Source organism: Pseudomonas sp. Root569 (genome assembly GCF_001427465.1).
GTDB lineage: Bacteria > Pseudomonadota > Gammaproteobacteria > Pseudomonadales > Pseudomonadaceae > Aquipseudomonas > Aquipseudomonas synxantha.
Map to the genome: position 1 here is coordinate 85,944 of NZ_LMGQ01000004.1, position 11,840 is coordinate 97,783.

Genomic DNA, 11,840 nt, shown 5'->3' on the forward strand with positions numbered 1-11,840 from the left:
GCCTGCCCCCGATGGCGGCCTGACAGCCGACCAGTATTTGACTGATGGTCTCGGTCCAAATGTGGGAGGGGGCTTGCTCCCGATGGCGGCCTGACAGCCGACCAGGATGTTGGATCAGACCGTGTACATATCCATTCCTGCGGTAACGGCCACTATTGGTTCCGCTTTTACAGCGGGTCACTTTTGAAAAGAGCCCAAAAGTAACCAAAACGCTCTTGCCCCACCACTCGGCACCTCGCCCAGGCTCGGTGTGCCCGTAATCCGACATGGATTTGGGGGGCCGCCGCCACGCGCCATCCATGGCGCGGGGCGGCTAAACCGGCATCCCTGCCGGTTTACCCTGTCGAATTCCGGCCAGCGTGGTTTGACGGGGCGCCTAAGATCAAAAGCAAAATCAAGAGCGGCTCGCTTCGCATCGTGGTTACCGTCGGCTGCTACACAGCTGTGTAGATACCCATGGCCCTCGGGGGCGAGTCGAATCGTAGCACCGCCTCTCCCACATTTTGATCTCCGTGGATCCAGAAACTGCCTCATGAGGCCATCCGATTGACGCCAAAAAATCACTAATGGCCTTCTGATAATTAATCACCTGCCCCAGATTCATTCTCGCTACAATCGCGCGCTTTGCCACCCGGCACGGGCTTTTACACCCCGGTAGCCCGCGAGAAGTCCCATGCTGATCGGTAGCTATTCAACCTCCCTTGTCGTGATTTCCCTGTGCGTCGCTGTACTGGCGTCCTATACCGCGTTGGACCTGGCCGGGCGTATCGCTACCGCCAAGGGGCGCGCCGTTTATCTATGGATCAGCGGCGGTGCATTGGCGATGGGCGTCGGTGTCTGGTCCATGCACTTTATCGGCATGTTGGCCCTGCGCCTGCCGTTTGCCCTCGGGTTTGACCTGGGCATCACTGCGCTGTCGCTGTTGATCGCGATGTTATCCAGTGGCTTCGCCTTGTGGCTGGTCAGTCAGCCACGCCTGCCGGCCTGGCAGTTGGCATTCGGTGCGTTGATCATGGGCGCCGGTATCGCCAGCATGCATTACACCGGCATGGCTGCGATGCGCATGACGCCGGGCATTGACTACGATCCCACTTTGTTTGGCGCCTCATTATTGATTGCAGTGGTGGCTTCCGGTGCGGCACTGTGGATCGCCTTCAACCTGCGGCGCAACACGCCTTATGTGCGCCTGGCACGGGGTGGGGCGGCGGTGGTGATGGGCGTGGCTATCGTCGGCATGCACTACACCGGGATGGCCGCGGCGCGTTTTGCCGACGACAGCTTTTGCGGTGCCGCACTGACGGGCCTGAGCGGCAGGGGCCTGGATAACCTAGTTTTAGTGACCTCTTTGGCGGTGCTGGTCATTGCGCTATTGACCTCGCTGCTCGACGCACGCCTGGAAGCGCGCACTGCCGTGCTCGCCGATTCCCTGACCCTGGCCAACCGGGAGCTGACCCACCTGGCGCTGCATGACATGCTCACCGGCCTGCCCAATCGCACGCTGCTGGCGGATCGCATCCAGCAAGGTATCCAGGCGGTGAATGAGCGGGGCGGCTGCTTTGCCTTGATGTTTATCGACCTGGATGGCTTCAAGCCGGTCAATGATGCCTTTGGTCATCACATGGGCGATCAGTTGCTGCGCGAGGTCGGCCTGCGCTTGCGCGAGGACTTGCGCAGCCAGGACACCCTGGCCCGTATCGGTGGCGACGAATTTGTGTTGCTGGTGCAATTGACCCAGCCGGACGATGCCATGGGCTTGGCCGAGCGCCAGGTCGGCCTGATCAACCGCACCTTCAAGGTCGCCGAGCATGAGTTGAACATCTCGGCCAGCATTGGCATCGCCCTGTTCCCGGGCAACGGCAGCAGCCCTCAGGAGTTGTTGATGAACGCTGATGCGGCGATGTACCACGCCAAGGGCATGGGCAAGAACGGCTACAGCTTCTTCGATGTATCGATGAACACCAATGCGCGCAAGCAATTGCAACTGTTGCAGGACCTGCGCAATGCCCTCGAACATGGGCAGTTTCGCTTGTACTACCAGCCCAAGTTTGATGCTGTCAGCGGTATTGCGGTGGGCGCCGAGGCCTTGCTGCGCTGGGAACACCCGCAGCAGGGCCTGTTGCTGCCGGCGACTTTTATCGCACTGGCAGAGAAAACCGGGCTGATCATTCCCATCGGCGAGTGGGTACTCAACGAAGCCTGCCGCCAGATGAGCCTGTGGTATGCACAGGGTTATGAGAGTTGGCGCATTGCCGTAAATCTCTCGGCGTTGCAGTTCTGTCACGCCGGGTTGGTCAACAGCGTAGCGGCCGCCCTGGAGCGTCACCAATTGCCCGCCAACAGCCTGACCCTGGAAATTACCGAGACCACCGCCATGAGCGATGCCGACGCGAGCATGACCGTGTTGCAGCAGCTCTCGGACATGGGCGTGGATCTGTCCATCGATGACTTTGGCACCGGCTACTCCAGCCTGATGTACCTCAAGCGCCTGCCGGCTAACGAGTTGAAGATCGACCGCGGCTTTGTGCGCGACCTGGAACACGACAGCGATGACGCGGCGATCGTCTCGGCCATCGTGGCACTCGGCCAGGCCCTGGGCTTGCGAATTGTGGCCGAAGGTGTGGAAACCAATGTGCAGCAGGATTTTCTCACGCTTTTGGGGTGTGATTCGTTGCAAGGCTACTTGTTGGGGCACCCATTGCCCGCCGATAGTTTCATGGCAGATATCCGGAGCGCCGAACAAACGGTAGCGCCTGACAAAAGCTATGAGTGACGGGTATTCTTGGATCCAACCCTAGACATCAGGTTGAATCTGGAGACCGCAGCCATGGATAAAGTCGTTATCATCACCGGAGGCAGCCGTGGGATTGGCGCCGAGACGGCATTGCTGGCCGCTCGCGAGGGGTATCGCATCTGCATTAACTATCAGTCTGACGAGAAGGCCGCTCATGCAATGCTTGAGCAAGTGCGCGGCCTGGGCGCCCAGGCCATTGCGGTGCGCGCCGATGTCAGCAGCGAAGATGAGGTGATCGCGTTGTTCAATCGCGTGGATGCCGAACTGGGCCGGGTCACGGCGCTGGTCAACAATGCTGGTACCGTTGGGCATAAGTCGCGGGTCGATGAAATGTCCGAATTTCGTCTCCTGAAAATCATGAAGACCAATGTGCTGGGCCCGATCCTGTGCGCCAAGCATGCGGTGCTGCGCATGTCGCCTCGGCATGGCGGGCAGGGTGGTAGCATTGTCAACGTATCGTCGGTGGCGGCGCGCCTGGGATCGCCGGGTGAGTATGTCGACTATGCTGCGTCCAAGGGGGCCCTGGACACTTTCACGCTTGGCCTGTCGAAAGAGGTCGCGGGTGAAGGCATTCGTGTCAACGCGGTACGTCCCGGCTACATCTTTACCGATTTTCACGCCCTCAGCGGTGATCCGGACCGGGTCAGCAAGCTGGAGTCCGGCATTCCCATGGCCCGTGGTGGGCGCCCGGATGAGGTGGCGGAGGCGATTATCTGGCTGCTGTCGGACAAGGCTTCATACGCCACCGGAACCTTCCTGGATCTGGGTGGAGGACGTTAAATTTCCTGGCTAGCGCCCCAGGCTTTGCAGTACGTCATAGCCGTCTTGCGCGAATGCTACGAGTAGGCGCGCCTCGGAATTTTTACGGGTGGAATAGCCCGCGTTGTAAAAGCCGTTGATCTTGCCGTCATGCCGTTCACTGTTACCGACGCGACGATCATTTACGTTGTCGAGGACATTGATCACTCGCGCCAGGTTATAGGCCGCGCGCGCCCTGGCTTTGGCATCAGGGGTGGCGGATGTCCAGTCGCCCAGTTGTCGCTTGAGCAAGTCGGTCACCGGATAGCTGTCCCTGCGCCTGAGCAGGTGTTTCAACCCTGGATTGGCATTGATGATTTGCCTGGCGGAGCGACGATCCGCGAAAGGCGGCTCTTCGGGCGCTGCAGGCACCGCAAGCCAGTTGTTTTCTGGGCGACCTTCGCCAAGCTGGTAGGCGGTCGATGCGGGAAGCATGTTGATGCGCATGGCGGTCTCGAAGTGAAGATACACATACCTGAGTGTCTTCTTGGGGCGCAGGGTTCCTAAGGCTGTGTATCCCAGGGTTAAAACGACCGCACAATCCGCCCCAGCGTTTCCATGGCCTTTTCCGACGCCTCGGTCCACGGGCTGCCATAGTTCAGGCGAATGCAATTGCTGAACCGTCGGGTCGCCGAAAAAATCGGCCCCGGAGCAATGCTGATGCCTTGGGCCAAGGCCATCTGGAACAATTTCAGCGAGTCGGTCTGTTCCGGCAGTTCCAACCACAGGAAATACCCGCCGGCCGGCTGGCTGACCCGTGTCTGGGTCGGGAAGTAGCGGGCGATGGCTGCCAGCATGGCGCTTTGCTGTTCCTCCAGGGCATAGCGCAGTTTGCGCAGGTGCCGGTCATAACCGCCGTGCTGCAGGTAGTCGGCAATTGCCGCCTGGGCCGGCATCGATGGGCACAATGAGGTCATCAGTTTCAGGCGCTCGACCTTCTGCGCGAAGCGCCCGGCCGCGACCCAACCGACGCGGTAACCCGGTGCCAGGCTCTTGGCAAAGGAACCGCAGTGCATCACCAACCCTTCTGTATCAAAAGCCTTGGCCGGCTTGGGCGCTTGCTGCCCGTAATACAGCTCTGCATAGACATCATCTTCGATCAACGGCACCTGATGGCTGCGCAGCAGTTCCACCAGCGCCTGTTTTTTCGCCTCCGGCAGGGTCGCGCCCATGGGGTTCTGGAAGCTGGTCATGGTCCAGCAGGCCTTGATCGGATAGCGCTCAAGGCATTGGGCAAGGGCGTCGAGGTCAATGCCGTCGCGTGGGTGCACCGGTATTTCCACGGCCTTGAGCTTCAGGCGCTCCAGCACTTGCAGGCAGGCATAGAACGCCGGGGCTTCGATGGCGACCAGGTCGCCGGGTTCGGTCACGGCCTGCAGGCACAGGTTCAGTGCTTCAAGGGCGCCATTGGTGATCAGCAGCTCCTCCATGGGCAGCATCAGGCCGCCGACCATGTAGCGCAGGGCGATCTGTCGGCGCAGTTGCGGGTTGCCCGGCGACATGTCGGTGACGACCAGGCGCGGGTCCATTTCGCGGCTGGCACTGGCAAGGGATCGAGCCAGGCGGGGCAGTGGGAACAACATCGGGCTGGGGAACGCCGAGCCGAAGGGCACGGTGTTGGGGTCCTTGATGGAGTCAAGGACCGAAAACACCAGTTCGCTCACGTCTACGTTGGTGGATTCATGCACCTGCTCACTCACCACCGGTTCGGAAAACGGGCTGGGCGCATGGGTGTTGACGAAGTAGCCGGAACGCGGCCGTGCGCGAATCAGGCCGCGGCGCTCCAGCAGGTAGTAAGCCTGGAACACTGTGGACGGGCTGACGCCGTAGGTCTGGCTGGCGTAGCGCACCGATGGTACGCGCTGGCCAGGGCCGAGGACGCCGGAGCGGATCAGTTCTGCGATGTCGTCGGCGAATTTTTCGTAGCGTTTCATGGGGGCCTTAAACAGGTTTTTCTGTGTGTACGCTGGGTAAATGTGGGAGCGGGCTTGCTCGCGAAAGCGGTGTGTCAGTGACGCAGATATAACCTGACCCGGCGCTTTTGCGAGCAAGCCTGCTCCCACATTTGCATCTCTATCTATCCAGATAGATTTCAGCGATTCAACGGTGCAACAAAACGACTGTCTGCAGCGCTGTAGATCCAGGGTTCATCCACATCCGTGACTTTGAAGCGGATAGTCTGCGAACTGCTCACCGGTTTGTCCGCCAGCAATGCCACCGACACCGGTACATCGACGATTTCCCCGGGTGCCAGGCTGACCTGGGTCTTGCCCTGCAACTGGAAGCTGTCGGCGTCGACCAGTTCCAGGCGGTAGTCCTGGCGCTGCTGGGTCTTGTTGATGACCTTGAGGCTGTAGATGTTTTCGATCAAGCCCTGGCTGTTTTCGCGGAACATACCACGGTCCTTGGTCACGTCCAGCGATACCATCGGCCGTTCGACCAAGGCCACCACCAACGCTGCGATCATCACCAACAGCACGGCACTGTAGCCGATCAGGCGGGGCCGCAGCAGGTGAGTCTTGCCACCTTGCAATTGGTGTTCGCTGGTGTAGCTCACCAAGCCGCGGGCATAGCCCATTTTGTCCATGATCGAGTCGCAGGCGTCGATGCATGCCGCGCAGCCGATGCATTCCATTTGCAGGCCGTCGCGAATATCGATGCCGGTGGGGCATACCTGCACGCACAGTTGGCAATCGATGCAATCGCCGAGGCCGACGTCCGCGGGCTGCACCTCGCGTTTACGCGGGCCACGGCGTTCGCCACGGGCGGCGTCGTAGGAAATGGTCAGGGTGTCTTTATCAAACATCACACTCTGGAACCGTGCATAGGGGCACATGTGCATGCACACCGCTTCTCGCAGCCAGCCGGCATTGATGTAAGTGGCACCGGTAAAAAACAGCACCCAGAACAGGCTTACGCCGCCCATCTGCCAGGTCAGCAATTCGGTGGCGAGCGGGCGGATCGGTGTGAAGTAGCCAACAAACGTCAGCCCCGTCAGCACGCTGATACTCAGCCACAACGTATGTTTGGCCGAGCGCCGCGCCAGTTTATTCAAGCTCCACGGTGCGGCTTGCAACTTGATGCGTTGGTTGCGCTCGCCCTCGGTGACCTTTTCACACCACATGAACAGCCAAGTGAACGAGCTTTGCGGGCAGGTGTAGCCGCACCATACGCGGCCGGCAAACACCGTGATGGCAAACAGGCCAAAGGCGCAGATGATCAGCAGCGCCGAGAGCAGGATGAAATCCTGAGGCCAGAAAGTAGCGCCGAAGATGTGGAACTTACTCTCGGCCAGGTCCCATAGCACGGCTTGGCGGCCACCCCAGTTCAGCCATACGGTGCCGAAGAAGGCCAGGAACAGCAGGCCGGCGCCGCCGACGCGCAAGGTGCGGAATACGCCGGTGAAGCTGCGGGTATGGATCAGGTTGTCGCTGGATTTGGCCTTCACCTTCTTTGGGTGGTTGGGCTCAAAGGTTTCCACGGTTGGGATTCGTTCGCTCATGGTCGTTCGCTCATCAGCCTCCATCAGGCCGGGGAACTATGGGCGACAGTCTGTTCGCATAACAGGCTCAGGCATGGTGATAAAAAGCGGATCAGATGGGTTTGATTCAACCGTCTTTGCCGATCTGCTGCACCCCAGGCTCACTGGGGTGCAGGGGTGCTTAGATGTCTATTGATACAGATCAATCAAATCACCGAACCCGGTTTATCGGCCTTTACGTGGTTACGACCATCCTTGGCGCCTTCTACGGTGAGGGCGTCGGCCTCGGCTTCGGTGATGTAGATCTGCTGGCCGGCCAATTCCACATAAGACATGGCTTTTTCATTGTCGGTAAGAATATTTACCCGAGTAGCCGGCAGGCTCTGTTCCTGGCCGGTCTCGTCGAGCGTGAAGTAGCACAAATGATTTTCGATGCGTACAGACATGGCGATCTCCTGTTCATGGGCTATGTCCCGTTAGGCGACGGTAACGCTGCCGGGTTCCAGGCAACTGACTGGCGGTCTGCACTGTCTATCTTTCATTCACAATAAGAAAGGACAGATCCATGGACGCCTGGTGGCATCAAGTGTGGCAAACCCTGCAGGCTGAATTTGCCGACATCGGCGACGCTCGGCAGTTGACGCAAATCACTGTGCGCCTGCTGATCGCCGCGCTTTTAGGCGGCATCCTGGGGTTTGAACGTGAACAAAAGGGCAAGGCGGCAGGGGTGCGCACCCATATGCTGGTGGCCTTGGGCGCCGCGTTGTTTGTGCTGGTGCCGCAAGTGTCCGGCAGCCAGGCGGACGCCATGAGCCGCGTGGTGCAGGGGGTGATTGCTGGGATTGGCTTCCTTGGCGCCGGTACCATCCTCAAGGGCAAGGAAGACGAGGAGGGCCAGCACGTGAAGGGCCTGACCACGGCGGCCGGGTTATGGATGACCGCCGCCATTGGGGTGGCGGCGGGGATGGGGCGGGAATCGACGGCGGTACTCAGTACGCTGCTGGCACTGATGGTATTCAGTGTGATGCCACGGGTCGTCAAGCTGCTGGACAAGAATGAGTGACAGGGTCAGGTGGTGAGGTTGCTGTACCTGACCTCGCCGAAGACTTTTACCACGAAGGGCGGCTCTCCCGGGTTGCCGGAAATCATTACCACGCTCGTGTTATTGGCCGGGTTGTAGTGAACCTGCACTTCGCCACTGGCGCCTGAGAAATTTTCTACCAATTTCAACGGCTTGTTGCCGAGTTGGTTTCGAATGGCCGTTACATCGAGCTTGTCTCTGTTGTGGTCAAAATCCATCACCTCCTTAGGCGCATCGAAGTTCGAGTCGCGGGTACTGTGGAAGGTGAAGGTCTGACCAATGTCAATCCTGGAGTCGTTGCTGTTGCTGTTGCTGTTGCTGTTGCTGTTGTTGTTGTCGGGTTTGAGGCTGTCTGCCTCAGCCGATGAATTGTCCGGTTGCGGGGTCGGCTCGCCTAGGTCCACTTCCTTGCCGATCTCGAAGAGGGCCGAGGCGAGTGGCGTACTCTGGCGCACTCGCTGTTTGGCATAGGATTCCTCAACGCGTAGCTCATCAAAGACTTGCATGGATTGGCTGAAACTCTCCTCGGGGTCAGAACTGGCAGTGCGGTCGCGGATCTCTTGAGGGCTCAAGCCCGGTCGCTCGATGTGCGAGGATTGGTCATGGATCTTCTGCAGGCTTGACTGACCTAGACGCTCCTTCACTTCGGTAATCAGCTTGCGCGCTTCGTCTGCATCGGGGCCTTGCAGCATCGACTTGACATTTTCCTTGCTTAACAGGCTACGGATCTCGGCCAACTTCTGGGCGGTCTCCTGCGAGTTTGGCTCGCGCAGCATCTGGGTAATACTCTCCCGGCTGGCGAGCGCACGAAGTTGGGCGAGCCGGGGGGCGTCTGCACCGGGCGCCTGCGGCTCCACGTCTGTATTAGGTGCAGTGCTGGGCGCAGTTGAGGCTTGCTCCTCGGGCGCATCGGTACCGGGCGCCTGCGGTTTTAGGCTTGTCGAGGGGCTAGGGTTGGGCGGGGTAAAAGCTTGCGGTGCCCTGGGGAGGTCCGATGGATGCCTGTCAGGCTCTTTCCTGCGCATGATTCCGCTGGGGCCGGCCCTTAATAAATCGTTCAGTTTCTGTCGATAATCGTTGGCGGACGGTTGTTGTATGCCCTGGATAGTGGACGTTGGTGGCAGTAGCGAAATGGACATAGAAGGTACTCGCGTTACGGACGGAATAGTCTGCGGCCAGCAACAAGGCGGGTCAGCGCACGAGTAGTGAATCTATCTTGACCTTGGGAGGGGGGAGTTCGGCGCCGTCTGTAATACGAGTGGGAAAAATCAGCGGCGCTTGCTCGCGATGTTTGGTTCGCAAGCAAGCGCTTGCCGGCCTGTCAATCAGACGATAACGGGCGGCATCGTTGCGGGGGGTTCCTGGACGGGCGGTGGCTCGTTTTCAGGGGGTTCTTGTTCAGGAACGGGTCGGGGTTCTGTGGGCGGCAGCGGGGGCTCGTCGATATTTGGATCTTCGGGTTCAGGGGGTATCGGGATATTCATGGGTATGGCCTCGTTTGTGCTTTGCTCTATCGGTGGACCCTTGCCTGCGGGAAATGATTCCCGCCCAGTGGCGGTATATCCACCTGAACTTTTGAACAGCGCCCATGCTCGGACCTTATACGGCCCTGCTCAGGGAGAGCGTTGCCGTTTCTGAATTCGGATCAAGCAAAGGGCGTCCACGGGGCGTAAGGGGAAGATGCTCGATGACTGCTGAAACACTGGCTCCAGAAGATTCCGTATTGCCGCTGTCCCAGGCGCTTTTGTTACCCAGGATCGCTATCGAAAGCACCATGCCGGTGATCGACAATGGCGAGTTCGCCGTCAAGGCGGTGGTTGGCCAGCGGATCAATGTCTCCAGCAAAGTGTTCGCCGATGGCCACGACAAACTGGCGGTGCTGATCCGCTGGCGAGCGCGGGAGGATGAAAGCTGGCACAGCGTGGTCATGAACGATGTGGGCAACAATGGCTGGGAAGGGGCGTTCAGCGTCGCCCAGCAGGGCCCGCATCAATACTGCATTGAAGCCTGGATCGATACCTTCGCCAGCTTTTGTTACGAACTGCGCAAGAAACATGAGGCCGGGGTGCCGGTCAGCCTCGAGCTGCAGGAAGGCCGCAGCCTGGTGCTGCAGGCCGCCGAACGCAGTGACAACGAACTGCGCGACCGCTTGATGCTGTTGCACCACGAACTGTCGGGCCTGTTGGAAACCGAGCAGGTGGCGCTGTTTCTGCATGAAAACAGTGCACACTTGATGACCCAGGCCGATCACCGCGCCTACCTGAGCGTCAGCCCGGTGTACCCGATTGATGTGGAACGCGAAGCGGCGCAGTTTGCCAGTTGGTACGAACTTTTTCCCCGCTCGATCACCGACGATCCGGCGCGCCACGGCACCTTCAACGATGTGCACTCGCGCTTGTCGATGATTCATGACATGGGCTTTGACGTGCTGTACTTCCCACCGATCCATCCCATCGGCCGCAGTCATCGCAAGGGCAAGAACAATTCTCTGACGGCCGGCCCCGATGATCCCGGCAGCCCCTATGCCATCGGCAGTGAAGAGGGCGGTCACGAGGCGATCCACCCGCAGTTGGGTAGCCGCGATGATTTCCGCCGGCTGGTCAAGGCCGCCGCCGACCACGGTCTGGAAATCGCCCTGGACTTCGCCATCCAGTGTTCCCAGGACCATCCGTGGCTCAAGCAGCACCCAGGCTGGTTCAACTGGCGCCCGGACGGCACGATCAAGTATGCGGAAAACCCGCCAAAAAAATATCAGGACATCGTTAACGTCGATTTCTATGCGGCGGATGCGATCCCCGGCCTGTGGACCGAGCTGCGCGACATTGTGGTGGGCTGGGTGGAAGAGGGCGTCAAGACCTTTCGCGTCGACAACCCCCACACCAAGCCGCTGCCATTCTGGCAGTGGCTGATCAGCGACGTCAGGGCCAAATATCCTGAGGTGATCTTCCTGGCGGAGGCTTTCACCACCCCGGCCATGATGGCGCGCCTGGGCAAGGTCGGTTACTCCCAGAGCTATACCTACTTTACCTGGCGCAACACCAAGGCCGAGTTGAGCGAATACCTGACGCAACTGAACCAATCGCCGTGGCGCGAATGCTACCGGCCGAATTTCTTCGTCAATACACCGGATATCAACCCAGGCTTCTTGCACCAGTCCGGGCGCCCCGGCTTCTTGATCCGTGCCGCCCTGGCGACCATGGGCTCGGGCCTGTGGGGTATGTATTCAGGCTTTGAGCTGTGTGAAGCCGCGCCAGTGCCGGGTAAAGAGGAGTACCTGGATTCGGAGAAGTACGAAATCCGCCCTCGGGACTTTACCGCGCCCGGCAACATCATTGCCGAGATCGCCCAGCTCAACCGTATCCGTCGGCAGAACCCGGCGTTGCAGACCCATCTGGGGCTGAAGCTCTACAACGCCTGGAACGACAACATCCTGTATTTCGGCAAGCGCAGCGAAGACGGCAGCAACTTTATCCTGGTGGCGGTCAACCTCGACCCCTTCAATGCCCAGGAAGCTCATTTCGAGTTGCCGCTATGGGAGATGGGCCTGCCCGACGACGCCCAGACCCAGGGTGAGGACCTTATGAACGGGCATCGCTGGACCTGGTACGGCAAGACCCAATGGACACGGCTAGAACCGCAGATGCCATTTGGGATCTGGCGTATCACTGTTTCCTAGGCAAGTGGAGATC

At 59.7% G+C, this 11,840-nt stretch carries 9 protein-coding genes; 4 read left to right on the forward strand and 5 right to left on the reverse strand.

The features are described from left to right. Positions 1-673 precede the first annotated feature (673 nt). Positions 674-2,770 (forward strand): putative bifunctional diguanylate cyclase/phosphodiesterase, encoded by a 2,097-nt coding sequence (locus ASD70_RS05310; RefSeq protein WP_056845848.1) that lies wholly within the window; start codon positions 674-676, stop codon positions 2,768-2,770. A 54-nt stretch (positions 2,771-2,824) separates the two neighbouring features. Beyond that, positions 2,825-3,571, forward strand: a complete 747-nt coding sequence (locus ASD70_RS05315) for an SDR family oxidoreductase (RefSeq protein ID WP_046067955.1) — start codon at positions 2,825-2,827, stop codon at positions 3,569-3,571. A 9-nt stretch (positions 3,572-3,580) separates the two neighbouring features. On the opposite strand, the gene ASD70_RS05320 is transcribed toward ASD70_RS05315, so the two are convergent. The 4 genes from ASD70_RS05320 to ASD70_RS05335 form a co-directional block, all read right to left on the reverse strand. After that, positions 3,581-4,036, reverse strand: coding sequence for a hypothetical protein (locus ASD70_RS05320; protein WP_056845849.1), 456 nt, complete (start codon positions 4,034-4,036; stop codon positions 3,581-3,583). Positions 4,037-4,113: 77 nt separating this feature from the next. Beyond that, positions 4,114-5,523: a GntR family transcriptional regulator MpaR gene (gene mapR / locus ASD70_RS05325; protein WP_046067957.1), complete on the reverse strand. Its 1,410-nt coding sequence runs from the start codon at positions 5,521-5,523 to the stop codon at positions 4,114-4,116. A 158-nt stretch (positions 5,524-5,681) separates the two neighbouring features. Continuing rightward, a complete protein-coding gene (ccoG, locus tag ASD70_RS05330) occupies positions 5,682-7,091 on the reverse strand; it encodes a cytochrome c oxidase accessory protein CcoG (protein WP_056845850.1) in 1,410 nt (469 codons plus the stop codon). A gap of 185 nt (positions 7,092-7,276) precedes the next feature. Continuing rightward, positions 7,277-7,516 (reverse strand): DUF3203 family protein, encoded by a 240-nt coding sequence (locus ASD70_RS05335; protein WP_056845851.1) that lies wholly within the window; start codon positions 7,514-7,516, stop codon positions 7,277-7,279. Positions 7,517-7,635: 119 nt separating this feature from the next. Between ASD70_RS05335 and ASD70_RS05340 the strand changes: the two genes are divergently transcribed. After that, on the forward strand, positions 7,636-8,133 hold the full coding sequence (locus ASD70_RS05340) for an MgtC/SapB family protein (RefSeq protein WP_046067960.1): 498 nt from the start codon (positions 7,636-7,638) through the stop codon (positions 8,131-8,133). A 5-nt stretch (positions 8,134-8,138) separates the two neighbouring features. Here ASD70_RS05340 and ASD70_RS05345 read toward each other — a convergent pair whose 3' ends face one another. Further along, on the reverse strand, positions 8,139-9,290 hold the full coding sequence (locus ASD70_RS05345; RefSeq protein ID WP_082561406.1) for a M10 family metallopeptidase C-terminal domain-containing protein: 1,152 nt from the start codon (positions 9,288-9,290) through the stop codon (positions 8,139-8,141). Positions 9,291-9,838: 548 nt separating this feature from the next. Here ASD70_RS05345 and ASD70_RS05350 point away from each other — a divergent pair. Next, positions 9,839-11,827, forward strand: coding sequence for an alpha-1,4-glucan--maltose-1-phosphate maltosyltransferase (locus ASD70_RS05350; RefSeq protein ID WP_056845853.1), 1,989 nt, complete (start codon positions 9,839-9,841; stop codon positions 11,825-11,827). The last annotated feature ends 13 nt before the right edge of the window (positions 11,828-11,840 follow it).

Excerpts from the sequence above, each read along its gene's own strand:
- ASD70_RS05310 (WP_056845848.1), top strand. The coding sequence starts at position 674 with ATGCTGATCGGTAGCTATTCAACCTCCCTTGTCGTGATTTCCCTGTGC.
- ASD70_RS05315 (WP_046067955.1), top strand. The coding sequence starts at position 2,825 with ATGGATAAAGTCGTTATCATCACCGGAGGCAGCCGTGGGATTGGCGCC.
- ASD70_RS05320 (WP_056845849.1), bottom strand. The coding sequence starts at position 4,036 with ATGCGCATCAACATGCTTCCCGCATCGACCGCCTACCAGCTTGGCGAA.
- mapR (WP_046067957.1), bottom strand. The coding sequence starts at position 5,523 with ATGAAACGCTACGAAAAATTCGCCGACGACATCGCAGAACTGATCCGC.
- ccoG (WP_056845850.1), bottom strand. The coding sequence starts at position 7,091 with ATGAGCGAACGAATCCCAACCGTGGAAACCTTTGAGCCCAACCACCCA.
- ASD70_RS05335 (WP_056845851.1), bottom strand. The coding sequence starts at position 7,516 with ATGTCTGTACGCATCGAAAATCATTTGTGCTACTTCACGCTCGACGAG.
- ASD70_RS05340 (WP_046067960.1), top strand. The coding sequence starts at position 7,636 with ATGGACGCCTGGTGGCATCAAGTGTGGCAAACCCTGCAGGCTGAATTT.
- ASD70_RS05345 (WP_082561406.1), bottom strand. The coding sequence starts at position 9,290 with ATGTCCATTTCGCTACTGCCACCAACGTCCACTATCCAGGGCATACAA.
- ASD70_RS05350 (WP_056845853.1), top strand. The coding sequence starts at position 9,839 with ATGACTGCTGAAACACTGGCTCCAGAAGATTCCGTATTGCCGCTGTCC.